The organism is Bacillus sp. FSL W7-1346, from assembly GCF_038593335.1.
Lineage (GTDB): Bacteria > Bacillota > Bacilli > Bacillales > Bacillaceae > Bacillus > Bacillus altitudinis.
Genome location: NZ_CP151988.1, coordinates 1,409,196 through 1,434,335, shown reverse-complemented (window position 1 = coordinate 1,434,335; position 25,140 = coordinate 1,409,196). Strand labels below are relative to the sequence as shown.

At 40.3% G+C, this 25,140-nt stretch carries 26 protein-coding genes; 9 read left to right on the top strand and 17 right to left on the bottom strand.

What is annotated here, in order from left to right; genetic code table 11:
* Nucleotides 1-93: 93 nt before the first annotated feature.
* The gene (cyoE, locus tag NST09_RS07300) at nt 94-1,011 is read right to left on the bottom strand and encodes a heme o synthase (protein WP_007499825.1); all 918 of its coding nucleotides are present in this window, start codon (nt 1,009-1,011) and stop codon (nt 94-96) included.
* A gap of 389 nt (nt 1,012-1,400) precedes the next feature.
* Between cyoE and NST09_RS07295 the strand changes: the two genes are divergently transcribed.
* Nucleotides 1,401-2,324, top strand: coding sequence for a heme A synthase (locus NST09_RS07295; RefSeq protein WP_342493483.1), 924 nt, complete (start codon nt 1,401-1,403; stop codon nt 2,322-2,324).
* 39 nt (nt 2,325-2,363) lie between these two features.
* Here NST09_RS07295 and NST09_RS07290 read toward each other — a convergent pair whose 3' ends face one another.
* The 5 genes from NST09_RS07290 to glsA form a co-directional block, all read right to left on the bottom strand.
* A complete protein-coding gene (locus NST09_RS07290; RefSeq protein WP_342493482.1) occupies nt 2,364-3,797 on the bottom strand; it encodes a deoxyribodipyrimidine photo-lyase in 1,434 nt (477 codons plus the stop codon).
* Nucleotides 3,798-4,096: 299 nt separating this feature from the next.
* A complete protein-coding gene (gene pyc / locus NST09_RS07285) occupies nt 4,097-7,543 on the bottom strand; it encodes a pyruvate carboxylase (protein WP_342493481.1) in 3,447 nt (1,148 codons plus the stop codon).
* Between the two features lie 79 nt (nt 7,544-7,622).
* On the bottom strand, nt 7,623-8,834 hold the full coding sequence (gene ftsW, locus NST09_RS07280) for a putative lipid II flippase FtsW (RefSeq protein ID WP_008345051.1): 1,212 nt from the start codon (nt 8,832-8,834) through the stop codon (nt 7,623-7,625).
* 210 nt (nt 8,835-9,044) lie between these two features.
* Nucleotides 9,045-9,326, bottom strand: coding sequence for a YlaN family protein (locus NST09_RS07275; protein ID WP_003212509.1), 282 nt, complete (start codon nt 9,324-9,326; stop codon nt 9,045-9,047).
* A gap of 122 nt (nt 9,327-9,448) precedes the next feature.
* On the bottom strand, nt 9,449-10,378 hold the full coding sequence (gene glsA / locus NST09_RS07270; protein ID WP_342493480.1) for a glutaminase A: 930 nt from the start codon (nt 10,376-10,378) through the stop codon (nt 9,449-9,451).
* 120 nt (nt 10,379-10,498) lie between these two features.
* On the opposite strand from glsA, the gene NST09_RS07265 reads away from it, so the two are divergent.
* Nucleotides 10,499-10,981, top strand: coding sequence for a hypothetical protein (locus tag NST09_RS07265; RefSeq protein WP_008345056.1), 483 nt, complete (start codon nt 10,499-10,501; stop codon nt 10,979-10,981).
* A 15-nt stretch (nt 10,982-10,996) separates the two neighbouring features.
* Here NST09_RS07265 and NST09_RS07260 read toward each other — a convergent pair whose 3' ends face one another.
* Complete coding sequence (locus tag NST09_RS07260; RefSeq protein ID WP_025207279.1) at nt 10,997-12,319, bottom strand: PhoH family protein; 1,323 nt, start codon at nt 12,317-12,319, stop codon at nt 10,997-10,999.
* Nucleotides 12,320-12,459: 140 nt separating this feature from the next.
* Here NST09_RS07260 and NST09_RS07255 point away from each other — a divergent pair, with 140 nt between their 5' ends.
* Both NST09_RS07255 and NST09_RS07250 read left to right on the top strand, forming a co-directional pair.
* Nucleotides 12,460-13,077 carry a YhcN/YlaJ family sporulation lipoprotein gene (locus tag NST09_RS07255; RefSeq protein WP_113747327.1) on the top strand — a complete coding sequence of 206 codons (618 nt, stop codon included), beginning with the start codon at nt 12,460-12,462 and terminating at the stop codon, nt 13,075-13,077.
* Between the two features lie 105 nt (nt 13,078-13,182).
* The gene (locus tag NST09_RS07250; protein ID WP_008345063.1) at nt 13,183-13,413 is read left to right on the top strand and encodes a YlaI family protein; all 231 of its coding nucleotides are present in this window, start codon (nt 13,183-13,185) and stop codon (nt 13,411-13,413) included.
* Nucleotides 13,414-13,442: 29 nt separating this feature from the next.
* Here the strand turns inward: NST09_RS07250 and NST09_RS07245 are convergent, their stop codons facing one another.
* Both NST09_RS07245 and typA read right to left on the bottom strand, forming a co-directional pair.
* Nucleotides 13,443-13,766: a YlaH-like family protein gene (locus tag NST09_RS07245; RefSeq protein ID WP_007499841.1), complete on the bottom strand. Its 324-nt coding sequence runs from the start codon at nt 13,764-13,766 to the stop codon at nt 13,443-13,445.
* Nucleotides 13,767-13,820: 54 nt separating this feature from the next.
* Nucleotides 13,821-15,659, bottom strand: a complete 1,839-nt coding sequence (gene typA / locus NST09_RS07240; protein WP_008345068.1) for a translational GTPase TypA — start codon at nt 15,657-15,659, stop codon at nt 13,821-13,823.
* A gap of 113 nt (nt 15,660-15,772) precedes the next feature.
* Here typA and NST09_RS07235 point away from each other — a divergent pair, with 113 nt between their 5' ends.
* Together NST09_RS07235 and NST09_RS07230 are read left to right on the top strand one after the other, a co-directional pair.
* The gene (locus tag NST09_RS07235) at nt 15,773-15,952 is read left to right on the top strand and encodes a DUF5325 family protein (protein WP_008345070.1); all 180 of its coding nucleotides are present in this window, start codon (nt 15,773-15,775) and stop codon (nt 15,950-15,952) included.
* Between the two features lie 273 nt (nt 15,953-16,225).
* Nucleotides 16,226-16,861, top strand: coding sequence for a hypothetical protein (locus NST09_RS07230; RefSeq protein WP_017359387.1), 636 nt, complete (start codon nt 16,226-16,228; stop codon nt 16,859-16,861).
* 44 nt (nt 16,862-16,905) lie between these two features.
* Here NST09_RS07230 and NST09_RS07225 read toward each other — a convergent pair whose 3' ends face one another.
* The 5 genes from NST09_RS07225 to NST09_RS07205 form a co-directional block, all read right to left on the bottom strand.
* Complete coding sequence (locus NST09_RS07225) at nt 16,906-17,199, bottom strand: zf-HC2 domain-containing protein (protein ID WP_008345075.1); 294 nt, start codon at nt 17,197-17,199, stop codon at nt 16,906-16,908.
* Nucleotides 17,196-17,363: a sigma factor-like helix-turn-helix DNA-binding protein gene (locus NST09_RS07220; RefSeq protein WP_342493479.1), complete on the bottom strand. Its 168-nt coding sequence runs from the start codon at nt 17,361-17,363 to the stop codon at nt 17,196-17,198. Before NST09_RS07220 ends, NST09_RS07225 begins: the two co-directional genes overlap by 4 nt.
* A gap of 295 nt (nt 17,364-17,658) precedes the next feature.
* Entirely contained in the window at nt 17,659-18,342 is a 684-nt protein-coding gene (locus NST09_RS07215) for a hypothetical protein (protein ID WP_234941406.1), read from the bottom strand.
* 183 nt (nt 18,343-18,525) lie between these two features.
* A complete protein-coding gene (locus NST09_RS07210; protein ID WP_213406602.1) occupies nt 18,526-19,332 on the bottom strand; it encodes an inositol monophosphatase family protein in 807 nt (268 codons plus the stop codon).
* 133 nt (nt 19,333-19,465) lie between these two features.
* On the bottom strand, nt 19,466-19,654 hold the full coding sequence (locus NST09_RS07205) for a hypothetical protein (RefSeq protein WP_008345085.1): 189 nt from the start codon (nt 19,652-19,654) through the stop codon (nt 19,466-19,468).
* 287 nt (nt 19,655-19,941) lie between these two features.
* Between NST09_RS07205 and NST09_RS07200 the strand changes: the two genes are divergently transcribed.
* Complete coding sequence (locus NST09_RS07200; RefSeq protein ID WP_008345087.1) at nt 19,942-20,577, top strand: DUF1054 domain-containing protein; 636 nt, start codon at nt 19,942-19,944, stop codon at nt 20,575-20,577.
* A gap of 27 nt (nt 20,578-20,604) precedes the next feature.
* Here NST09_RS07200 and NST09_RS07195 read toward each other — a convergent pair whose 3' ends face one another.
* Nucleotides 20,605-20,874, bottom strand: a complete 270-nt coding sequence (locus tag NST09_RS07195; RefSeq protein ID WP_008345089.1) for a UPF0223 family protein — start codon at nt 20,872-20,874, stop codon at nt 20,605-20,607.
* A 190-nt stretch (nt 20,875-21,064) separates the two neighbouring features.
* Between NST09_RS07195 and NST09_RS07190 the strand changes: the two genes are divergently transcribed.
* Nucleotides 21,065-22,537 (top strand): aminotransferase class I/II-fold pyridoxal phosphate-dependent enzyme, encoded by a 1,473-nt coding sequence (locus tag NST09_RS07190; RefSeq protein ID WP_090756397.1) that lies wholly within the window; start codon nt 21,065-21,067, stop codon nt 22,535-22,537.
* Nucleotides 22,538-22,581: 44 nt separating this feature from the next.
* Here NST09_RS07190 and NST09_RS07185 read toward each other — a convergent pair whose 3' ends face one another.
* Nucleotides 22,582-22,701: a GapA-binding peptide SR1P gene (locus NST09_RS07185; RefSeq protein WP_003212464.1), complete on the bottom strand. Its 120-nt coding sequence runs from the start codon at nt 22,699-22,701 to the stop codon at nt 22,582-22,584.
* A gap of 316 nt (nt 22,702-23,017) precedes the next feature.
* Here NST09_RS07185 and NST09_RS07180 point away from each other — a divergent pair, with 316 nt between their 5' ends.
* A complete protein-coding gene (locus tag NST09_RS07180) occupies nt 23,018-23,398 on the top strand; it encodes a hypothetical protein (protein ID WP_223255627.1) in 381 nt (126 codons plus the stop codon).
* 326 nt (nt 23,399-23,724) lie between these two features.
* On the opposite strand, the gene lpdA is transcribed toward NST09_RS07180, so the two are convergent.
* A complete protein-coding gene (gene lpdA / locus NST09_RS07175; protein WP_003211097.1) occupies nt 23,725-25,137 on the bottom strand; it encodes a dihydrolipoyl dehydrogenase in 1,413 nt (470 codons plus the stop codon).
* Nucleotides 25,138-25,140 lie beyond the last annotated feature (3 nt).

Sequence of the window (25,140 nt, the reverse complement as noted above, 5' to 3'; positions counted from 1 at the left end):
AGAACTGAATATCAGGCGGCTTTCATAGTTGTAAGAAAATGTTGTGTTATAAGATATAGCCATTGTTTTGATGTGATCAAAGTGTATTTCACTCTAGAATAGTGTAATAATAATCATCGCAACGAAAAAGATCGTTAAGTAGTTTAATGAATAAACGAACATGAGTGTTGACCACTTCATGATATCTTTCATTTTAAAGCCCATAAGACCAATGACGAGCCATCCAATGTTCAGCAATGTGCCAAGTGCGACAATCGGCCATCCTAATCCACCTAAGAAAAATGGAAGCGGGAGAAGACATGCTGTCCAAATGATGATTTGGCGTTTTGTGACTTCAAAGCCGTAAACAACTGGCAGCATTGGAATACCTGCTTTGCGGTAATCTTCCGTTTTCTTAATCGCAAGTGATAAGAAATGCGGAATTTGCCAGATGAACATAATCATAAACAGGACCCAAGCCGTTGTGTCGATGGTGCCTGTAACAGCTGTCCAGCCAATTAATGGCGGAACCGCACCAGATACACTCCCAATGACTGTATTAATGGTGTAATGGCGTTTAGACCACATCGTGTATAGAACTGCATAAGTAAAGACACCGATAAATCCAATCACTGCTGATGTAACAGTTGTCATCAGAAGCATAATCAGTCCAAGTACAACAAGCAGAATACCAAAAGCATACGCTTGACCCGGCTGAACTTTACCTGTCACCGTCGGTCTTGTTTTTGTTCTTTCCATTAGTATATCAATATCACGGTCAAACGCATTATTAATGGCGCATGAACCGGCAATAATAAGAGAAGAACCAATCATTGTTAACAGAACAATATCAAGATTCCCAAGGAAACTCATATCTGTAAAATAAAAAGCAAGCCACATTCCAGTAAATGTTGTAATGAAATTGGAATTGACGATGCCCATTTTAATAAGAGCAAGAAAATCTTTTAAAGCGGTTGTTTCTTCTATTTGTCCATGAATAGCTGCTTCCGCGGCTGTTTTGGAATTTGCCAATGTGTATAACCTCCCTTGCCCAAACCTTCAAACGAACGAATAAAACGTAAAATCGTTACAACTCTATCATACAAGATAAAGAGCTGTAAAAAAACATCCTATTAAATAATAAACGACAAACTTGAAGTTATTTGTGAACTTTTCGTGAATTTATTAGGATGTGCGTTTCAGAAGGCGGTGCAAAATGAAATATTCTCTCCTCTATTTCTATCAGACTGTCAAAGAAAGATCAAGCACTCTAAATCTGTAAACTTTGTGAACTAACATATCATTTTTTTGTGAACTTTGGTCATTATGAATTGCAACAGAACACGCATTTGGCTTAAACTTGAGAGCATGTGAGGTTTTCATTTAGATCAGAAGTTATTTAGAGAAGGTGAAATCATTTGATGAAATTTGCTTTAAGGTTATTGAGCGTTGTCACAACATTTGTGATGCTGATCGTTCTGATTGGCGGTGCGCTTGTGACGAAAACTGGCTCCGGTCTTGGCTGCGGCAGACAGTGGCCCCTTTGCCACGGTCGTTTCTTTCCAGAAATGAACCCTGCTTCCATTATCGAATGGAGCCACCGCATGTCAACAGGAGTTTCCACCATTCTTGTACTGGCACTGGCGGTCTTATGCTGGAAAAAAATCAGTCCAGTATTCCGTGAAACCAAATTTTTGGTCATCATGTCCATTATATTCTTACTGCTTCAAGCGCTGTTAGGGGCACTCGCCGTTGTGTTTGGTTCTAACGCACTTGTCATGGCACTGCACTTCGGTATTTCACTGATTTCTTTTGCTTCCATTTTACTGCTGGCACTGCTTGTGTTTGAAGCAACCAGATCTGAAACAAAGCTTGTAAAGCCGCTTCATATCGGCAAAAGAATGCAGTTCCATATTTATGGGTTGATCACATATATGTATATTGTGGTGTATACGGGCGCCTATGTGAGACATACAAAATCAAGTCTTGCATGCTCTGTCTTCCCATTTTGTTCAAAAGACGGCGCACTTCCAGCGTATTTTAATCAATGGGTTCAAATGTCTCACCGAGCAGCAGCCCTTCTTTTATTCGTTTGGATATTTGTTGCGATGTTCCATGCCCTTAAACATTATAAAGAACAAAAGCAGCTGTATTATGGATGGATCATTTCAGCCATTCTGATTACACTTCAAGCGATCTCTGGTGTCATGTCTGTTTACTCTCAGCTCGCACTCGGTTATGCGCTTGCTCATTCATTCTTTATTTCTTGTTTGTTTGGGGTACTATGCTACTTCTGCTTACTCATTGCCCGGTTTAAATATGAAAATAGAGAGCCTTTCAGATAAACATACAATCCCCCTTTCATCCGAAAAGGGGGATTTCTTTTATGTTTGTTTCGCTTCTTCAAATGTCGAAATGGCTCTTTTTCGTCTTTCTTGATGATCGACTGTAGGCAGAGGATATGTATCCCCTAGCACACATCCCGATTTCATTTGCTCATCTATCGGCATTTTACTCGGTTCATGAATCCATTTTTCATTCACATGCTTTAGTTCTGGTACATACCTTCTAATATATTCTCCGCTTGGATCAAATCGTTTCGACTGGGTCGTTGGGTTAAAAATACGGAAGTAAGGAACCGCATCCGTTCCAACAGAGGCCGCCCACTGAAATCCCCCAATATTCGAAGCCTCATCATAGTCGACAAGTTTTCTCGCAAAATACGCTTCGCCCTTTCTCCAATCGATGAAATAATCTTTTGTCAGGAATGAAGCCGTCACCATTCTCAAACGGTTATGCATCCAGCCTTCTTCATTTAACTGTCTCATCCCAGCGTCAACGAGCGGGAAGCCTGTTTGTCCTTTACACCAAGCTTCAAAAAGTGTCTCATCATCATTCCATTTTATATGTTGAAAGGAGGAGTTGATTTCTTTTTCTTTCATCTCTGGATAATGCGCAAAGATCATATGATAAAAATCACGCCATGCTAGCTCTTTGATAAATGTTTCCTTGCCCTCATCTTCAAAAAGTTCTTCCTTATTGATAGCATGAAAGATCGTGCGAATAGAAATGGTCCCAGTTTTTAAAAACCGAGACAGCTTGCTCGTCCCAAAAACAGACGGAATATCTCGTTTCTCATGATAACGCGTCAATCTTTCTTGAATAAAGCCGTCTAGCGTGCTTCTCGCTTTGTCTGACCCAATCTGATCGAATTTCCTTGTACATTTCTTGATGATGTCCCTCAGTTTCTCGTCTCCCTTTTCAGAAAGTGACTCATCACAAATCGTATGCTTGCTGTTCAGAAATGATTTGTCAACTTTTATCACAGACTGCTTCTCCTGCTTCCGCCACGCTTGGTAGTATGGAGTAAACACTTGATAATGAGAACCATCCGCTTTTAAAATATCTCTCGCACCATGCAGATGCGTATCTTGCCACTTTGACACATGAATGCCCTTTTCTTCTAAGAAACGGGTCACTTGCTCATCACGTGTTCGACCATTTCCTACTTCGTCCTCATTAAAAAAGACCGCATTGATGTCATAAGCATCTATGAGCTTTTGAAAAGCGGACAAAATGTCATCATGAATGAGATGAACATACATGTGAGATTCTCTTGCTTCCTTTACAAAATTGGCCAAGTTTTGAAAGAAATGTTCGTTGTTCAAATCCAGTTTCATTTCTGTAAAAAATGGATCTAGATGATAAAAAGCACATAATCGGTACTGATGTTTTTTTGCATATGTGATCGCTTTTGATAAGGCGATATGATCATCCAATCGCATATCTCGGCGAAACCAAATCACGACAATTTCCACTCTTTCTTCACCTCATTCTATAGTGTAATCACTCTAGCGGGCGGCTGCACATTTTAATGCGCTCAAAAAAAGACACATCACAGTGGATGTGTCTTTGATTGTTGACAAAGGGCTAAAATGCTCTTTATTTTAGCCCTTTGTCTTCTTTTCAGCGTGATAGAAAGCCCTTGAAGTCTAGGAAGAACGAGTACTGGAGCGGAGCGAATGTAACATTCGTGAGCACCAGCACGCAGGACTGACAAAGAATGCAAGGGTTTGTCTATACGCTGAGACACATCGCAGTGGATGTGTCTCACTCATTATTCAGGCTTTAAGACAATCAACAGATCTCCAGTTTGAATCCCTTCTCCATTCGTGACATGAATTTCATCCACGATTGCTGAGAACGGTGCTTGTACCGTCGTTTCCATTTTCATCGCTTCATTGATCATCAAGTGCTCACCTTGAGAAATTTTCTGTCCTTTTTCAACAAGCACTTTGATCACAGTGCCTGGCATCGATGCGGCAATGTGATTTGGATTTGAGCGATCTGCCTTCATTTTTTCTTGAACGGAGGATTTGATGCTTTCATCCTTAATGACCACTTCACGCGGCTGTCCATTCAGCTCAAAGTAAAGCACTCTTGTAGCGTCCGGATTCGGTTCTCCAATGGACACGAGTTTGACAATGAGGGTTTTCCCTTTTTCAATTTCTACCTCAATTTCTTCACCAAGTCTCATGCCGTAGAAGAAGGTTGGTGTGTCAAGAACAGAGATGTCTCCATAGCTTTCTGCTGTTTGAACAAATTCAGAAAAGACTTTCGGGTATAAAGCATATGCAATGGCATCTTGTTCTGACAGCGTCAGATCATGTGATTCTTTGAACTGTTTTTTGATTTCTTCAAAGTCCACAGGCTTCAGTTTCTCACCTGGTCTGACAGTAAGCGGCTCCTCCCCTTTTAAAATCAGCTTTTGCAATTTTTCTGGGAATCCGCCATGAGGCTGCCCTAAATAGCCTTTAAACAATTCAACAACCGAATCTGGGAAATCCAGTGTTGCTCCTTTTTCATAAACATCCTCTTCTGTCAGATCGTTTTGCACCATATAAAGCGCCATATCTCCGACCACTTTAGAAGACGGTGTCACTTTCACAATGTCACCAAACATGTCATTTACACGTCTGTACATTTCTTTTACTTCATTCCAGCGGTCGCCAAGGCCGACTCCTTTCGCCTGCTGTTGCAGGTTACTATACTGGCCACCAGGCATTTCATGCTCATAAATTTCTGTATGCGGTGAATTCATTCCGCTTTCAAACTCATGGTAATATTTTCTGACGGAATCCCAATATTGAGAAAGACGTTCAACCGCTTGAACATTCATTTCGGGCTTTCTTTCATGCCCGTCTAAAGCATAATATAATGAGCTCGCACTTGGTTGTGATGTGAGCCCCGCCATAGAGCTGACAGCAACATCAACAATATCAACACCTGCATCAATCGCTCTTGCATAGGTGAAGAGTCCATTTCCACTCGTATCGTGTGTATGAAGATGGATTGGAATCGTGAGCTCGTCTTTTAGAGCCGATACAAGCTCATAAGCCGCTTGCGGTTTTAATAATCCCGCCATATCTTTAATGCCTAAAATATGAGCGCCTGCGGATTCAAGCTCCTTCGCAAGAGAGACATAATATTTCAAATCATATTTCGGACGTGATGGATCAAGAATATCACCTGTATAACAAATCGCTGCCTCTGCCACTTTGCCGGATTCACGAACAGAATCAATGGCAAGCGTCATGCCTTTGACCCAGTTTAGACTGTCGAAAATACGGAAGACGTCAATGCCTGCTTCTGCCGATTCCTTTACAAATGCTTTAATCACATTATCCGCATAGTTTGTATATCCGACAGCGTTTGATGATCTTAATAGCATTTGGAACAAAGTGTTTGGCACTTCTTGACGAAGCTCTTTCAATCTTTCCCAAGGATCTTCTTTCAAGAAACGATATGCCACATCAAATGTAGCGCCGCCCCACATTTCCATACTGAATAACTCTGGCCATAAACCTGCTGTTGGCTGCGCAACTTTCTTTAAGTCGTGTGTTCTAAAGCGTGTTGCAAGCAGGGATTGATGTGCGTCTCTAAAGGTTGTATCCGTTAAGAGTACACCGCTTTGCTCTTTCACCCAATTGGCGAGCCCCTCAGGTCCATGCTTGTCTAACAATTGTTTCGTTCCAGAAGGAATCGTTTCATGGACAGCAAGTTTCGGCACATTTGGTTGATCAAAATGAGGCTTCTTATTTTCCGAAATACCAGGGAACCCATTAATGGTAACGTTACCAATATAAGTAAGCATTTTCGTTCCGCGGTCTTTTTGCTTAGGGAAGTTAAATAGCTCAGGTGTTGAATCAATAAACGATGTATCATATTCCCCTCTTAGAAACTTCTCGTGCTTTGCGACGTTTTCAAGAAACGGGATATTTGTTTTAATGCCGCGAATCCTGAATTCTTGTAAATTTCGGACCATTTTAGCCGCAGCTTGATCAAATGTAAGTGCCCAAGTAGACAGCTTGACCAACAGTGAATCGTAATAAGGTGTAATCACCGCACCTTGGAAGCTGTTCCCTGTATCAAGACGTACACCAAAACCACCGCCTGAACGGTAAGCCATGATTTTTCCTGTATCTGGCATAAAATCATTCAAAGGATCTTCTGTTGTGACCCTTGATTGAATGGCAAATCCATGTGTAAAGATATCTTCTTGTTTTGGTATCCCGACTTCTTTGCTGTGGAGGTCATGTCCTTTTGCGACAAGAATTTGGGTTTGGACGATATCGACCCCTGTGATCATTTCTGTGATCGTGTGTTCCACTTGGACCCTAGGATTGACTTCAATAAAATAAAACTCCCCATTTGCCACTAGGAATTCTACAGTCCCTGCATTGATATACGATACATTCTGGGCCAGCTGAACAGCCGCTTCACAGATGTCTTCACGCAATTGATCTGAAAGAGACACACTTGGTGCAACCTCAATGACTTTTTGATGACGCCTTTGAACAGAGCAGTCACGCTCATATAAATGAATGATATTGCCGTGATTGTCTCCAATCACCTGCACTTCAATATGCTTCGGATTTTCAATCAGCTTTTCAACGTATACTTCGTCATTTCCAAAAGCCGCTTTCGCCTCTGACTTTGCACGGTCGTAGGCTTCGTTCAGCTCCTCTTTTGATCTGACAATCCGCATACCTCGGCCGCCGCCTCCAAGTGAAGCTTTAATAATAAACGGGTAACCGTATTCTTCACCGAATTTTTCGACTTCTTTGACCGAATCAACCGGCCCGTCACTTCCTGGAATGACTGGAATCCCAGCTTTTTTCGCTTCATCTCTCGCTTTTACTTTATCTCCAAACATATCTAAATGTTGAGAAGTTGGGCCGATGAATTGGATGCCTTCCTCTTCGCATCGTCTTGCAAAATGAATGTTTTCAGATAAAAATCCGTATCCTGGATGAATCGCATCCACGTCATTTCGTTTTGCAATTTCGATGATCCCCTCGATATCAAGGTAGGCATCAATCGGCTTTTTCCCTTCTCCAACTAGATATGCTTCATCGGCTTTATAGCGATGATAAGAGCCCGAGTCTTCTTTGGAGTAAATGGCCACTGTACGTAAGTTGAGCTCCGTACAGGCCCTAAAGACTCTGATAGCGATTTCCCCTCTGTTTGCAACTAGAACCTTTTGAATTGTTCTCTGTGACATTCTCACTCCTCCATATCCCTTAAAATTTTATATGTACTCTATAATAAAGGAAGAAATGAAAACTGTACACTTTTGTTTTCTAAAGATTCAAAGTTTTCTGCAATCCATTTTTTTGAATCGATGGTTTGCTGATTGATTTTTTCTTTTTATAACGTTCTTTATATTCAGTGAACATGCTGATATTCAGCAATATTCCCATACATCCACTCAGTAAAATGATAGACGATCCCCCGTAGCTGATAAACGGAAGTGTGACCCCAGTAATCGGAATGAGACCTGAAACACCGCCCAAATTAATACACGTTTGGATGGCAATCATTGAAGAAATTCCTATTGCAAGCAAACTTCCAAACGGATCTTCACACTTTCTCGCAATGTAAAAACCTTTCACGACAATAAAGCCAAGGAGAGCAAGGACAAAAAATACACCGAAAAAACCAAGCTCTTCCGAGATAATTGCCATGATAAAATCTGTATGCGGTTCTGGAAGGTATCCATACTTTTGTACACTCTCTCCAAGACCAAGCCCAAAAAAGCCACCTGATCCAATCGCATAATATGAATTAATCAATTGATGCCCAGAAGCGCCTGCGTCTTTAAATGGATCTTGGAAACTCTCAAAACGTCCAAGACGATTCTGCGTGAAAATTTTATCCCAAAAAAGAATAATAAACGGTGTCACAACAACCATCACCGCACTAAATAAAGCGAGCAGCTTGGCCAGCGTTTTACCGCTAAACCCTGAGCATAAAATCATCGCAAGGGCAATCATACCAATGATAAAAGCTGTCCCATAGTCTGGCTGCAAAATAATAAATCCGCATAGGATGGAGACAACCACAATTGGAGGTGTCACCCCTCTTAAAATATGGTCAATATAATGCTGCTTCTTTGCATAGACAGCAGCAAGATAAATGATGACAACGATCTTCACGAATTCCGCTGGCTGAAGACTAAAAGGTCCAAATTTGATCCAGCTTCTAGCATTCCCTGCAATGTGACCGCCAAAGTACACATAAATGAGAGAAAACACAGATAGCAAAAGCATCACAATTTGGAATCTTTTATTTAAGAGCAGCTGATACGGAATGAGGGCTGTAAAAATCAAGATGACCGCCCCGACAATCATAAATAAAAGCTGTTTCTTGAAAAAATTATCTGGCGCAGCATCATATCTGATCACAGATGTAATCATACTTGAGCTATACACCATCACCAAGCCGAATGCGCTAATTAATATAATGGCGAACAATAATGAGTAGTCATACGATTTTAGCATTCTCTTTAACATATAATCCTCTTCCTAACGTCTATTTCTACTGCTTGATATTCTCTTCTCTTAGCTGTTCTTATTCTACTACATTTTCTCCGTTTGATCCCGTTTTACCTCTTTATATTGTTCGTCTTTCATGAGACAATCAAGTCCGTTTGGCATCAATCGAAATAAAAAGGCGGACAAAAAAACTCAAACTTATGTTGTGGAAGTTTGAGTTTTCAATCATTATTTTTTTGTGAACGCATCATGAAGTGCGGATAATTCTCTCTCAAGTTTATCGAGTAGTTTTTTGCCTTCATGTTGATCAACTAATCCAAGCCGGACAGCGAAATCAATTTCTCTCGATAATCCGAACATTTGAGTATCTAAAACCTCTTCATAAAGAGGACATTGCGGCATCGTTAAGTTGTCCATTTGCACTTGGATCAATTTTAAAATTTTATCTGCATCCAATTTTAATAAAGCCAGTGCTTTTTGCCGATGATCGACTAAAATTTCTGACGCCAAAAGTATCCCTCCGTTCCCCAGGCGAGTACCTAATTCTTCTATTTATCATAAAGCGAAACGCCCAAAATTGCAAGCAGATTTGTACAGTTCGCTCTGTAAAAATAAAAAGAAGCCATTCGTCATTAAAAGATACTCATCTCATATTTTTCACTCATGAGCTCAAGCAGCTTAATACCCGCAATACTATTCCCTTTTTCATCCAAAGCAGGCCCAAATATACCTATTCCAAAGTCGTATGGCGCCGCCCCCATAATTCCGCCTGAAACACCACTTTTAGCAGGGATTCCGATATTGATCGCAAATTCCCCGCTCGCATTGTACATACCGCATGTGACCATAAATGTTTTACAAATTCTAGCCACATCTTTCGAAAGGATTCGCTTTCCTGTCTCTGGATGCCTGCCATCTAATGAAAAAACACACGCGATCTTCGCCAAATCCAGGCTATTCATCATGACGGCGCATTGCTTCGTATAGACGTCCATCACCTCTTCTACATTCCCTTTAATGATATGATATTGCTTCATATAATAGCACATTGCACGGTTAATCATTGATGTTTCAAATTCGGATGCAGCGGTTTCTTTGCAATATGTAATGGTGGTGTCATTGGCAAGCTCTCTAATAAAACCAAGCAGCCGGTTCAGCTGATCTTGCGGCGTTGCCCCTCTTATTAAACTTGTAACGGCAAGCGCTCCTGCATTAATCATTGGGTTCAGCGGCTTATTGGGGCTTGCAGTCTCTAGTTTAATCATCGAATTAAACGGGTCGCCAGTCGGTTCTTGTCCAACATATTGAAACACTTTTTTCGGTCCTTCTTCTGAGAGCACGAGCGCCAGTGCTAATACTTTTGAAATACTTTGCAGGGTGAATCGTTTATCAATATCTCCCGCTGAGTGGCACGTATTACTCACATGGTATACAGCGACAGATAAATCCGATTGATCCGCTTTACCGAGTGCCGGAATATAGGATGCTACCTTTCCATTTTTGGCCACCTTTTTTGCCTCTTCTACAAATCGCTGAAGCTCTTCATTGTCACGACATGCCATGCCCAAAATCCTCCCTATTTTTCGTCTAATCGTAGTGTGTACAAGGAAGTGCATGTTTATGAAAGTGACAAAGCGGGCGAAAACTTCTATAATTTATGTTGGAAAGGGGTTGTCTTGAACATGAGCATTATTCAAATCAAGGGGAACGTACAATACAAGATCACCATTGATCCGAGTGTATGGATTTTTGATGACCGTAAATTTTTAATGGATTCATTTTTTGAGAAAAGTGCAGCAAACGAAGAGCAGCAGCTAGATCAGGAACTCGATCAAGAGCGAGTCATAAGAGAAGGTCAAACACTTCCACCCACATTAAAAACAGAGAAAAAGTACGAAAAAGAAAGACTTGTCACAGGCAGCTTCGGGATGAAACTTGGCGACATGATAAAAAATGCAGAACCGCTCGAACAAGCGGAGACGTGTGAATTTGTCACAGAAACAGAAACAATTGCTGTTCCGCTCTCTAAGGCGATGGATAGCATTGCCCATTTCAGCCAAAATGGAAAACCTATAACAGAAGAAGGACCAATCCACGTTTATTTCGAGGATCAGTCCAACATCACTCAGCCGATTAAAGGCGTCAAAGAGTTAATCATTACATAAGATGGCGGGTCTGGACTATAATAAATCAGCTGCAAGCTGAGCAAGTCCAGACCTTTCTCCTTTGACAAGCTTGACATGTCCAGATATTTGCTGCCCTTTGAAACGCTCAATGACATATGTGAGCCCATTATTTAAGCTGTCTAAATAAGGGTGATCAATCTGCTCTGGATCTCCCATCAGCACAATTTTACTTCCCTCACCAACCCGCGTTAATAATGTTTTCACTTCGTGTTTTGTTAAGTTTTGCGCCTCATCGATAATGATAAATTGATCAGGGATACTTCTCCCGCGAATATACGTTAAAGCTTCCACTTGAATTGAACCGATGCCCGCTAGTATCGCATCGAGTTCACCAGGTTTTTTTGTGTTAAATAAAAATTCTAGGTTGTCATAGATCGGCTGCATCCACGGTCTGAGCTTCTCTTCTTTTTCGCCTGGCAAATACCCTAAGTCCTTACCGACAGGAACAATAGAGCGCGCCACGATGAGCTTTTTAAACATGCCGAGGTCCTCTGTCTGCATTAATCCAGCAGCAAGTGCAAGCAGTGTCTTTCCTGTTCCCGCTTTTCCGATAAGTGTCACAAGCGGAATATCGCGGCGTAAAAGTAACTCAAGCGCCATCGTTTGCTGGACATTTTTTGGACGAATTCCCCAAATATGTTCTTGGTCATAAATAAGCCGTTTTACATGCTCTGCTTTTTGATCAAGCATCCCCAAAGCAGAACCACCCTCATTTCCCTTCATAATAACAAATTGATGAGGGTTTAATGGCGTTTGGGTGACGTCTTTTATTGGTAACTGATTTTGCTTATAAAATGTATTCAGCTGCTCAGTCGGAATATAGAGCTCGTGATAGCCGTTATCAATGTCTTCATTTTGTAGCACTCGATCGCTTAAGAAATCCTCTGCTTGCAGACCAATGGCATCCGCCTTTACTCGCACTAGGACATCTTTGCTGACCAAAATGACAGGCCGGCCATCCGGTTTTGTTTCTTCCTCTAAGCTCAAATTCTTCGCAACAGCCAAAATCCGATTATCGTTTGTTTTTTCGATGAAAATTTCTTGAAGTTCATGGAAAGAGCGATGATTCAGCTCAATACGCAGCGTTCCTTTTGACTCCAGCGTAATTTTTTCATGCAGTTTCCCTTTCGATCTCAACCCGTCGATTAAACGTGAGACACGTCGTGCGTTTTGCCCAACCTCGTCCATATATCTTTTTTTCGAGTCTACTTCTTCTAACACTACGGCCGGAATCACGACCTCGTTGTCTTCAAATGAAAAGATTGAATTCGGATCCTGTAATAACACATTTGTGTCTAATACATAAATTTTACTCAGGTCCTTCGCCTCCTGATCGGGGTTTCATTCATCCTTGTCTTTCCAAAAACGATTGTTAAAATATATGTTTTCATGAATAAAGTTAGAAGGTTAATTCAACAATAAAATAAATCATGCAGTTTGTGAAGGAGGGAATACACATGCGACTATTTTTGACGTTATTCATGGTTCAAACCATTCTTTTATTAGGCGCTTGCCAGCATCAAGAGAAGCCTTTGGCACAAGAACATCAAGACGGAAACAAGCATTTAGTAAGAGTATCAGACTCATCCAAGAAAAGCACTGACAAAGCCCGCCCATCAACAGATGTGGCGCAGCACCTAGTGAATGTGACTGAGCATGTAGCAGATGTAAATGACGCAACAGCGATCGTCATCGGCAAGTATGCTGTCGTCGGCATTGATGTAAAAGATGATTTAGATAGAAGCAAAGTTGAAACCATTAAATATTCAGTCGCCAAAGCACTGAAAAATGATCCAGAAGGTGCGAATGCTGTTGTCGTCGCTGATCCAGATACAGTGAGCCGTTTAAAGGAAATGGGCAAAGAAATTCAAGCTGGCAGACCAGTAAGCGGAATTATGGATGAACTAGCAGCCATTGTGGGCCGTGTGATGCCAGAAATGCCTCGAAATGAAATCGACCGTAACGAAACAGATCCGACGAATGATCCGAATCATCAGCTCAAACAACAAGATCAAAAGCAATTAGAAAAAAATCAAAACGATCAATCAAACCATCATATGAATCAGAAGAAATAATGAGAACGGCTTATATCTCTTGTGATATAAGCCTTTTTTATGCTGATTTTAAGTGGTTCAAAAAACATGCTATAATGAAGGCATGACCAAAGTGAGGTGAAAATGATGAGAGTGAAGTGCTCATTATGTGAAAAGCTTGAAACCATTAATGATGATACACTTGTTGCTAAACGGTTAAGAAATCGACCGATTCATACATATATGTGCGATGACTGCCAAGAAAGAATTAAAGTAAAGACAGAGGCACGCATCAAAACTGGCAGATTCTCTCTTTATCAAGATCCTGCGACGAAAGAGAAAAAGAAGAAAAAAGGAAAAAAAGAACAGAAGACATAAAAAAGACCTGACACAAGTTCAGGTCTTTTTTACGTACTCACTGTTCCTTCTTTTTTCGCACGATGCAGCCGTATTTTATAAATAATCAAAATGACAGCTGCCACAACCAGGCCTTCTGCGACTGGCAAGAAGATACCTAGAAATGTGAGAAACGTGCAGCCAAAAATCAAAAACAAATAAATGACAAGTGCTTTTAAAATCGGTAAACGTCTAGCAAAGCCGAGTTTAAAAACAATAATCGCTAAAACAAGGATGGTGCCATATAGGAGCCACATCCCTGTTTGCGGATTTTCATCGACACGAAACAGCATCGCAAAAAAGGATAGATTCTCACTTACTTCCTGATCATTCAAAAAGATTCCCTCCCCTTACCTTTCAGGGTTCTATCTTTTTAATTCTTCATGGAATTAAGATAATCCTGCTAGCTTTTTCTTCTTCGCAGCTTTCTCACGTTCGTTTTTATCTAAAATTTTCTTTCTTAAACGGATCGATTCCGGTGTAACCTCACAGTATTCGTCTTCATTTAAGTACTCAAGAGATTCCTCAAGTGACATAATACGTGGTTTTTTCATACTAACCGTTTGATCTTTTGTCGCTGAACGTACGTTTGTTTGTTGTTTCATACGGCTCACGTTGACAACAAGATCGTTTTCACGGTTATGCTCACCAACAATCATTCCTTGGTATACTTCAACACCCGGCTCAACGAAAATCACACCGCGCTCTTCAACGCCTTGGATTCCGTAAGCAGTTGCTTTACCTGTTTCCATTGAAACAAGTACACCTTGACGGCGTCCGCCAACTTGACCAGACTGCATCGGCTGGTAGCTGTCAAATGTATGGTTCAAAATACCAAAACCACGAGTTAATGAAAGAAATTCAGTTGTATATCCGATTAAACCACGTGATGGAACTGTAAAGATCAGGCGAACTTGACCGTTACCATTATTGATCATGTCAATCATTTCACCTTTTCTTGCACCCATTGATTCCATAACAGAGCCAGTATGCTCTTCAGGTACATCAATTTGAACACGCTCTACAGGCTCACATCGAACACCATCTACTTCTTTTACAATAACTTCTGGCTTCGATACTTGCAGTTCAAATCCTTCACGTCTCATGTTCTCAATCAGAATTGATAAATGAAGCTCACCGCGTCCTGATACGACCCAAGCATCAGGTGAATCCGTTGGATCTACACGAAGACTTACGTCTGTTTGAAGCTGCTGTTCTAAACGCTCTTCAATTTTACGTGATGTCACGTACTTTCCTTCACGGCCTGCAAATGGGCTGTTATTGACAACAAATGTCATTTGAAGTGTCGGCTCATCAATACGAAGGATCGGCAAAGCCTCTTGGTGTTCTACCGGGCAGACTGTTTCTCCTACGTTGATGTCTTCCATACCAGATACTGCGACAAGATCTCCAGCTTTCGCTTCATTGATTTCCACTCGTTTTAACCCTTGGAAACCAAAAATCTTCGTCACGCGGAATTGTTTTACACTGCCATCCACTTTCATGAGAGCAACTTGCTGTCCTACTTGCATCGTTCCTCTAAATACACGGCCAATTCCAATTCTTCCAACATAATCATTGTAATCAAGTAGCGCCACTTGGAATTGAAGCGGTTCTTCATGGTTGTCGACTGGGCATGGGATATGGTTGACAATCGCTTCAAACAACGATTCCATGTTTTCATCTTGCTTACTAGCATCGTTACTTGCTGTACCATTGATTGCTGATGCATATACAACTGGGAATTCAAGCTGTTCTTCTGTTGCATCCAATTCAATGAACAAGTCAATGACTTCATCGACTACTTCAGCTGGACGAGCAAAGTCACGGTCAATTTTATTGACAACAACAATTGGTGTTAGGTTTTGCTCAAGTGCTTTTTTTAGCACGAATCGTGTTTGAGGCATACAACCTTCATATGCATCCACAACGAGAAGTACACCATCTACCATTTTCATGATACGCTCAACTTCACCACCGAAATCGGCGTGTCCTGGTGTATCTAAAATATTAATGCGTGTATCTTTATAATGGATCGCAGTATTTTTAGCTAAGATCGTAATACCGCGCTCTCGCTCTAAATCATTTGAATCCATGGCTCTCTCAGCGATATTTTCATTCGCACGGAAAGTACCAGCTTGATGGAGCAATTGGTCAACAAGCGTCGTTTTACCATGGTCAACGTGGGCAATAATTGCGATGTTGCGAAGGTCTTTTCGAAGTTTCACATTTTCATCTCCTAAAATAATTAGATAACTTTCATATTATATCACAATCCCCTTTAAATGCCGATCGTTTTTCTGTAAACTTATATTAACTCTAAAAAAAGGGATGGAGACAAATGAAACAAATCAAATGGCTTCTATTATTATGTGCATTACTTGCCGTCGTCAGTATGGCGTTTATTGGAGTGTCTGTTGCAGAAAAAAGCATACTGGGAACATGCTTAAGTATTGTGTTCGCCATGATTTTCATGGGTACAGGATTTACATTAAAACGAAAATTAAACGTACAATCATAAAATTTATGAAAAGCCTTTTACATTTTACATGTAGAAGGCTTTTATTTTGGGTAAAAACAAGACCAACCACCTATGTAACACTAATTATTCAACTAAAAATTTCATATAGTGTTGGCAAATCTAAGCAATCTGAACTCCTCCATTTTTCGACAAGAACTTTTATAGTTCTCCAAAATCAAACACAAAGTTACATTTTTCCTATTCTTCCACAAAGTTTCTCATGGTATGCTGTTCTTGCAACAAAATTTAACAGAAAAGGGAGAGAAAAGAAGCATGAAGAAGTTTTTGAGCAAATCGCTCAGCTCTGTTGTATTTTTCGCTTTAGCTATCATTTTTACTTTCACAACAGTAGCTCCTGGGCAAGCAAGTGCTGCAACTTTCAAAGGGATTCCTTTTGAGCAGCAACAAATTATTAAAGATTTATTGGAGAAAAACGAGCGTGTTATCAGCATTCTCATCAATTCATTTGTTGAGGAAGACAACAACTACACATTTGATGTGAAAAAAGCTGTTGAGCTCGGTTTGACTGAAGAAGAAGCGGCGACTGCTGAGAAATTCTTAGATCGCGCAGCTGTTCTTACAATCGTTTTCAGTGAAAGCATCACTAAAAACGAAAAAGGAAAATTAGTTTTTGATGCAGAAAAAGCTGTTGAACTTGGTCTTACTAAAGAAGAAGCAACTAAATTCGAAAAGCTTTTCAAATCAGTGATCAGAATTGCTGATCTTGCTGGTGATGCACTTGTTCTAGACAAAAAAGGAAACGTTGTAATTGATTCTAAAATCGCTAAAGGTCTTGGATTCAGCTCTACTGAATTACTTGTTTTCAACCAATTGCTTAAGAAAATTCCTCAAGAGCAATTAAAAACGTTCTATGATGCAGTTCAAATTGCTAAAGAAAAATTGAACTAAGCTCAAAAAACCCCCATCCGGTTCATCCAGATGGGGGTTCTTTCTTATATCCAATAGATCAAGAGCATGATGAGATAGACGATACTAAAAACGATACTTGCCCTTAATAACAGTTTTCCATAGTAGCGCTTTTCAAACTTTCTTTTTTCTTCTTTTTCATCTATGAACGGTATGAAATCTGTTGACTTTGCAATAGAGACTGGTTCTTTCATTTCTTCATATAGATGAAGGCATTTTTTGCATGAACGTAAGTGCTCATTCACTAATTGATTTGTTTCTTCACTCGTGTCCCCTTCTATATAAAGTGGTAATAGTTCTTCAATCAAATAACAGCTCATTTGTTGAACTCCTCACAATGTAGCTTTCGTTTCAGCTCTAATCTAGCTCGATGAAGGGTTTTCTTTACTTTAGATAAGGTCCAATTCAAAATTTCCGCTACTTCTTCATACGATAATTCCAGAATATCTCTTAAAATGAGGACTTCTCGGTAAGAATCCTTCAATTGATTGATCTGGCTTCACAGCCTTTGAATATCAGCTTGAGTTTCTAAATGGTCTTCAGGTGTCATGAATATCTGCTGCTCTAAAAAATCAGCTTTTTCTACATCCGTAAAAGTTCGTTTTACTTTTCGGCGATAGTCGTTGAATATAATGTAGTGTCCGCTGGTACAAACTTTGAAGCGAATGCTTTCGCACTTGCTTCAGATAAAGGGCGATATTCTTCTGAGAAAGTATCTGTCAGTTCCGTTTTAGTAAATTGAAACATGATATGTGGGAGATTTAGGATCGGGTTCAGCATCAGCATAAAAAAGACGACAATTCCCCAAGCACCCACTGTCTCAACTTCACCTTGTTTTGTAGTAACGCACCTAACAAATGTAATGTCATAAAGCTTCCTGCGGCCGCTACTAAAATCACAATGGATTTAAACGAAGATTGCAGCTCATGCTTCGAGATAGAAGGATAAAAAATATACAGCAGCGCAGCGAAAATCAAGCCATAGAAAAACAGCAATTCTTTCCACTTCTGATGCCAAAACAAGCGAAAGAATAGGTGAAGTACCAAAACGGCAAAGCCAATCATAAGCAAAATGATGATTAAATCTCTCCATACCAGCTCCGTATCACCGCTGAGAAAGAACTTTTTGCTTTCAACTAACACAATAAACACCGTTTGACATAAAGGCAGAAGTAACACAGATAAATCAAACGCATTTAAATAAGGAAGAGAAATCACATAGAAAAGTGATGCAAGCAAGACATATCCATAGATGAGAAATTGCATGAAATCTGTCAGCACTTCAAATGTTTCGATCGTATACTGTCTAGCTAGCACTTGGTGGATCATCTCAAGTGTCATACTCCCTAGCAGAACTACTCTTAATACGATTCCAGCATAAAATACATAACTACTCTTCTTTTCTTTCCATATGGGAAGTGTAATGAAAAGGACAAATAGTCCAAGCACACACCATTGAATCATGTGGATACTGTACTCATTTAAAATAAAAAACCTTTCAAAATGGAGGGATAAATCACTAAACAAATCAAACATCGCTACACAATCCTTTACTTCAAATTAAGGCCTCGTTCGTATAGACATTTGACTTGTTAAAAAGTTTCATCAAATACAAAAAATCACTTCATTCTCATGAAGTGATTTTGTTTATTGTTTATTTCCGCTTCCCTTTATGTAATCATGCAAGATTTTTTCACAGACGGATCGATTTCCAGCAACAATGCTATTTTTCTCTAGAAACGTCAAGCGTTCTCCGTGAATATTCGAGTAAACAGCGCCTACCTCATCAAGTAACACACATCCAGCCGCATAATCCCAAGGCGCTAGCCTTAACGTGACATATGCGTCGCTTCTTCCGCTTGCAATATAAGCTAGTTCAAGTGCAGCTGACCCAATCGTTCGTGTTCCTCTCACATCGCGTACGAGACGGGCAAACGGCTTAGCGTCAAAATGAGGGCTTTCAATCGCCCATGTTGGGTTAATGCCGACAATGGCTTTTTCAATGGCGACATCTTTTAAAGGCGGGAGTAAGATATCGTTCATATATGCCCCTTCTCCTTTGACTGCATGATAGAGCTCGTCATGGATGACGTCATAAATAAGACCGATTTTCCCCACACCATGTTCAAATATCCCAATTGAAATGGCAAAATTTCGTTTTTGATGGACAAAGTTCATGGTGCCATCAATTGGATCAATGATCCATACTATCCCGTCAAGAGAGGTCACTTCTTCCCCTTGGCCCTCTTCTCCTAAAATATGATGATCTGAAAATGTCGACTGTATCTTTTCAATGAAGAAACGTTCTGTTTCTTTATCGATATTTGTGACAAGATCATTTGGATTTGATTTTGTTTCAATTGATAGACCTTCCTGCATGGATTCTTTAATGCGGCTACCCGCTTCTTTTACCCAAAGCTTTGCAAGTCGGTCAATTTCCACCCAGTTTGTCATCGGACTGTAAACCTCTTTTCTATGTAGTACCTATTTGTATTAGCATACTGATATTATGTACGTAAAAGCAAGAAAAAAGTAGCTTCATACAAAAACGAACCGATGAATTGGTTCGTTTTTACCTCACCTTGTTTTACCCTTGAAGCTGCTCCCATTCTTTTCTTAGGCGCTCAAGCTTTCGTTTGCTGCGTTCTACCTGGATATCATCTTTTTGCTCGATGGCTTCATGAAGCGTAGAAAGCTCATAATCAACCTCTAATCTCCACACAGCAATGCGATTCTTCTTCTCTTGTCTATACCCATGCTTCACGATTTGCTTCATTGGTCAACGCCCCTTCCAGAGAATGATTCATTCCTTGTCAGTTTTCATTGATAAAAAATACAATCGATAAGAGAAATGGTTCTTGCTTATATCGTATGAAGCGATCGCATAACCGCAACGACATTCTGAAAATTGTGTTTTTACCTATTTGTTATGTACCACAAAATCGATGTTTTTAAACGCCGAACCAAGATCCCTGCTATCTTTCTCCTTAAAGTGCATCTTTTTTTGAGCTTGACCCAAGCTATGATAAAATATGATCAGCGAAAAGATACAGGAGGCATAACATGAGTGAAATGCGTTTTAGAGATGAAGATTTTGAAACATTCACAGTAGACGGTTTAGATGAACGTATGACCGTATTAAAAGAGAGAGTCCGTCCAAAGCTTGAAGCACTTGGTGAACATTTTGCACCGCTTCTTTCTTCTATTACAGGAGACGAAATGTTTGTCCACGTGGCAAAACATGCAAGAAGATCAGTCAACCCGCCAAATGACACTTGGGTGGCTTTCGCTAACAGTAAGCGTGGGTATAAAAAGCTCCCTCATTTTCAAATTGGGCTTTGGAAAACTCATGTATTTGTATGGTTTGCGCTCATTTATGAATCTCCAGTAAAAGGTGAATATGGGCAACTATTCGAAAAAGAGCTGGACACGATCCAAAAGAAAATACCGCAAGACTTTGTTTGGTCTAAGGATCATATGAAACCGGACGTCCTCCGCCACAGCGAACTTGATGCTGAACAGCTGAGAACACTATTTGAACGTGTTCAAACAGTCAAAAAGGCCGAACTCCTTTGCGGCATCCAGCTTCCTAGAGAAGAAGTTGTTCAAATGAATAATGAAGAATTCTTATCAAAAATTGAAGATGCCTTCCGCACAGTAACTTATCTATACCGCTTTACACAAAAAGAATCTGTATAAAAAAACGAGCCTATATTGGCTCGTTTTTTACATCCGTATCATAGCTGTTTCTTCAGCCTCTCTTGCACTTTTTACTGTGCGATAAGGGGAATACCCACTTCCCTTTTCAAACGCCGCACAATGCGTCTTTTCTTCTGCTTTTGATGGTACAACTTCTTTAAATCGTTTATAAGCCTCTAGTAACGCTTGTTTCGCAATTCCTGTTTCATAGGCTTTTTCAACGGCTTGAAAAAATGAAATGACCGCCATCTTTTCTTCAGTTGTCCAGTCGACGTCCATTGGATATTGATATTCCATTTACTTGTCCCTCACTTTAATCCACATTTCTTATTTGAACTTTTATTATAGCATCTGTTTGATCAGAATCCGATTGATTTTATGCTTTACATTCCGATCAGTTCATAATATAATTCTTTTGTTTTATGCAATGAAATCTGCTGTTATTGGGATAATAATAGCAGGTATTTCGATGAAGGTGGGAAAGCAATTGTCACAACATGATACACCCTTATACACTGGACTTAAAAAACACGCTTCAACCAATCCAGTCCAATTTCACATTCCAGGCCATAAAAAAGGAGCCGGAATGGACCCTGAATTTAGAGCATTCATTGGAGACAATGCATTAAGCATTGACCTTATTAATATAGAACCTCTTGATGATTTACATTCGCCTCGAGGAATGATCAAAGAAGCACAGGAGCTTGCAGCAGAAGCATTTGGTGCCGACCATACGTTTTTCTCTATACAAGGAACAAGCGGTGCGATCATGACAATGGTGATGACCGTCTGTGGCCCTGGCGACAAAATTATTGTTCCACGTAATGTCCATAAGTCGATTATGTCTGCTATTGTATTTTCTGGTGCAGTACCTGTTTTTATTCACCCGGAAATTGACAAAGAGCTCGGCATCTCTCATGGCATCACGCCAGAGTCAGCTAAAAAAGCACTAACTAAACACCCAGATGCGAAAGGGCTGCTTGTGATTAACCCAACGTATTTTGGTATTTCAGCTGATTTAAAAACCATTGTAGAGATTGCTCATTCATATGACGTACCTGTTCTTGTAGATGAGGCACATGGTGTGCATATTCATTTTCACGATGAGCTTCCACTGTCTGCGATGCAGGCGGGAGCTGATATGGCAGCAACAAGTGTGCATAAACTTGGTGGCTCTCTCACCCAAAGCTCGATTTTAAATATAAAAGAAGGGCTTGTTTCAAAGGATCGAGTACAATCTATTTTAAGCATGCTGACAACTACGTCTACTTCTTATTTGCTTTTAGCCTCCCTGGATGTCGCTAGAAAGCGATTAGCGACTGAAGGAAAGGCACTTGCAGATGAAGCCATTCGATTAGCTGAATCAGCAAGAACTCGTTTAAACGAAATTGAAGGTATTACTTGTATTGGTCAAGAAATTCTCGGTTCACCTTCTACTTATGATTATGACCCAACAAAATTAATCATCTCCATTAAAGACCTTGGACTGAATGGCCATGATGTGGAGAAATGGCTAAGAGAAAGCTACCGAATTGAAGTAGAGCTCTCTGACCTATACAACATTTTATGTATCGTAACGCCTGGCGATTGTGATGAGACGATTGATACGCTTGTAACGGCTATGAAGGAAATTGCGGCCACCTCTGCACGTCAAGGCGGAAAACAAGCCGTGACAGAAGTGTTACTGCCTGAGATCCCTTCGCTTGCGATGACGCCGCGTGACGCTTTTTACGCAACAACGGAAGTCATTCCATTTAAAGAAGCGGCTGGCCGGATCATTGCAGAATTTGTCATGGTTTATCCGCCTGGTATTCCTATTTTTATACCAGGAGAAATCATCACAGAAGAAAATATCTCCTATATCTTTAAAAATATCGAAATCGGTCTTCCTGTTCAAGGACCAGAAGATTCCACACTAGATATGATTCGTGTCATTAAAGAACAAAAAGCCATTTTATAAAAAAGAAACATGCAGCCCCCATTGGAGCTGCATGCTTTTTTTATTTATTCAGAGGCTTCATCACAGCAATGACAGTGACCACATGTTCCATAAAGTGTTGTCACTTTTTCATTTTCAAATTGATCAATGGTTTCATTGCAATCTTGACAAATAATTGTACCCACGTACATTCCCCTTTTCTTTACTCAAAGTTTGAAAGCGTTTAATCTATTTCATATCTCTATAATATGATGTCACATTTAAGTTGTCAACGGTTAATTGTATGACACATTTAATCATTTTTTATAAATATATGTTTTTTTCTCATCATATTGAGGAAACGTTTCAAATGTATTTTGCTTCATATCAATTCTGTAACAATTGAGTAACAATCGAAAATTGTCAAAAAGGACGTGATACACTAGAGTGACTAACAGGGAACTGGCTCCTAAAAATGTTGGTACAACCCCAAAGGATTTTGAGGTGAATAGATTGAATTTTATGAGGACCCTTCTCATTATATTCCCTATGCTCTTTGTACTTAGTTCATGCTCATTTGCGTATATCATACCGAATCAGACAGACCAGGTCAGTCATATTCAAAAACCAAGAATTCTCTTTTTTACTGATGCAGAAAATCTTGATAAAGAAAGTCCTTATTATGACGCAGTGCTCGATTTAAAAAATGAATATCCGAAGGAAATGTCCAAGATGATTGTCAAAGAAGATCGTAAAGGCTGGAAAAATGAAGTAGACGAACTGCCGGCTATTTTACTTGTCAATAATGAAAAGGTCATTGTGAAGGTGGAAGGTAATGTCCGAAGTAAAGAGGATATCTTATCACCCATATGCCAAGCATTAGATCGAGTGAATACAAATTAACAGTTCGACTTTGCACTTATATATCCATATGAAAAAAGCCCTCAGCTCATGAGGGCTTTTGGTTTTCAGCGAGGTTTCACATACATAAAAAAACCCTCTCCGTGTGGAGAGGGCTTCAGCGTGTAGACAAACCCTCGCATTCGGTGTCAGTCCTGCGTGCTGGTGCTCACGAATGTCAAATTCGCTCCGCTCCAGTACTCGTCCTTCCTAGACTGCAAAGGTTTTCTATCACGCTGAAAAGAAGACAAAGGGCTAAAATCAAGTTCATTTCAGCCCTTTGTCAACAATCTGAAACCCTCTCCGTGTGGAGAGGGTTTCAACGTTCATTATTTTACGATATGGATTGGGCTTCCGATTGCTACTTCAGCCGTTTCCATTGTGATTTCACCTAAAGTTGGGTGAGCGTGAATTGTCATTGCGATATCTTCAGCTGTCACACCAGCTTCAATTGCAAGGCTAAGCTCTGAAATCATATCAGAAGCACCAACACCTGCGATTTGTGCACCGATCACAAGACCATCCTCTTTACGAGTGATCATCTTCATGAAGCCATCAGTTGCATCAAGAGAAAGTGCACGTCCGTTTGCTGCGAATGGGAATTTCGCTGCAACAATGTCGATTCCTTCTTCTTTTGCTTCTGCTTCAGTGTATCCAACAGTTGCAAGTTCTGGCTCAGAGAATACAACAGCAGGAATACCAAGGTAATCAATTTCAGCTGGCTCTCCAGCGATTGCTTCAGCAGCAATTTTACCTTCGTAAGAAGCTTTGTGTGCAAGTGGTGGTCCATCAACGATGTCACCAATTGCATAGATGTTTGAAACGCTTGTACGGCATTGTTTGTCAGTTTTGACAACTCCGCGGTCTGTCAATTCAACACCAACTTGCTCAAGACCAAGCTCATCTGTGTTTGGACGACGACCAACAGTCACAAGTACGTAGTCAGCATCGACAGTTTTTTCTTCACCTTTTACTTCGAAAGTAACAGTGACACCGTCAGATTTTTCTTCAACGCCTTTTGCAAGAGCGTTTGTGTGAATTTCAACGTTTCCTTTTTTCTTCAGGTTACGTTTCACTAATGAGCTCATTTGCTTTTCAAAACCTGGAAGGATTTCGTCTCCACCTTCAAGGATGACAACTTCTGTTCCAAAGTTCGCATAAGCAGTACCAAGCTCAGTACCGATGTATCCACCACCGATGACAACTAACTTTTTAGGTACTTCTTTAAGCGCTAAAGCACCAGTTGAGTTAATCACGCGGTCTGTGTATTTAAATGTAGGCAATTCGATTGGACGAGATCCAGTTGCAAGAATTGCATTTTTAAATGTATAAGTCTGCGCTGAATTTTCATCCATGACACGTACAGAGTTGCTGTCTACGAAATAAGCTTCACCTTTGACGATGTCTACTTTATTTCCTTTTAGAAGACCTTGAACTCCACCTGTTAATTTGTTTACAACAGAAGCTTTCCACTCTTGAACTTTTGTGAAATCAACTGTTACGTTTTCAGCTTTGATACCCATGTCTTCAGAATGCTTTGCATTCTCGAAACGATGTCCAGCATTGATCAATGCTTTTGAAGGGATACAGCCGACGTTTAGACATACGCCGCCAAGTGTTCCTTTTTCAACGATTGTTACTTTTTGTCCTAGCTGTGCAGCACGAATAGCAGCTACATATCCACCAGGACCTGCACCGATGACAAGAGTATCTGTTTCGATTGGGAAATCTCCTACTACCATGAA

Coding starts and splice junctions, on each gene's coding strand:
- NST09_RS07295 (WP_342493483.1), top strand. CDS start 1,401: ATGAAATTTGCTTTAAGGTTATTGAGCGTTGTCACAACATTTGTGATG.
- pyc (WP_342493481.1), bottom strand. CDS start 7,543: ATGTCACAGAGAACAATTCAAAAGGTTCTAGTTGCAAACAGAGGGGAA.
- ftsW (WP_008345051.1), bottom strand. CDS start 8,834: ATGTTAAAGAGAATGCTAAAATCGTATGACTACTCATTATTGTTCGCC.
- glsA (WP_342493480.1), bottom strand. CDS start 10,378: ATGGCATGTCGTGACAATGAAGAGCTTCAGCGATTTGTAGAAGAGGCA.
- NST09_RS07265 (WP_008345056.1), top strand. CDS start 10,499: ATGAGCATTATTCAAATCAAGGGGAACGTACAATACAAGATCACCATT.
- NST09_RS07255 (WP_113747327.1), top strand. CDS start 12,460: ATGCGACTATTTTTGACGTTATTCATGGTTCAAACCATTCTTTTATTA.
- NST09_RS07250 (WP_008345063.1), top strand. CDS start 13,183: ATGAGAGTGAAGTGCTCATTATGTGAAAAGCTTGAAACCATTAATGAT.
- NST09_RS07235 (WP_008345070.1), top strand. CDS start 15,773: ATGAAACAAATCAAATGGCTTCTATTATTATGTGCATTACTTGCCGTC.
- NST09_RS07230 (WP_017359387.1), top strand. CDS start 16,226: ATGAAGAAGTTTTTGAGCAAATCGCTCAGCTCTGTTGTATTTTTCGCT.
- NST09_RS07225 (WP_008345075.1), bottom strand. CDS start 17,199: ATGAGCTGTTATTTGATTGAAGAACTATTACCACTTTATATAGAAGGG.
- NST09_RS07215 (WP_234941406.1), bottom strand. CDS start 18,342: ATGATTCAATGGTGTGTGCTTGGACTATTTGTCCTTTTCATTACACTT.
- NST09_RS07210 (WP_213406602.1), bottom strand. CDS start 19,332: ATGACAAACTGGGTGGAAATTGACCGACTTGCAAAGCTTTGGGTAAAA.
- NST09_RS07205 (WP_008345085.1), bottom strand. CDS start 19,654: ATGAAGCAAATCGTGAAGCATGGGTATAGACAAGAGAAGAAGAATCGC.
- NST09_RS07200 (WP_008345087.1), top strand. CDS start 19,942: ATGAGTGAAATGCGTTTTAGAGATGAAGATTTTGAAACATTCACAGTA.
- NST09_RS07195 (WP_008345089.1), bottom strand. CDS start 20,874: ATGGAATATCAATATCCAATGGACGTCGACTGGACAACTGAAGAAAAG.
- NST09_RS07180 (WP_223255627.1), top strand. CDS start 23,018: ATGAGGACCCTTCTCATTATATTCCCTATGCTCTTTGTACTTAGTTCA.
- lpdA (WP_003211097.1), bottom strand. CDS start 25,137: ATGGTAGTAGGAGATTTCCCAATCGAAACAGATACTCTTGTCATCGGT.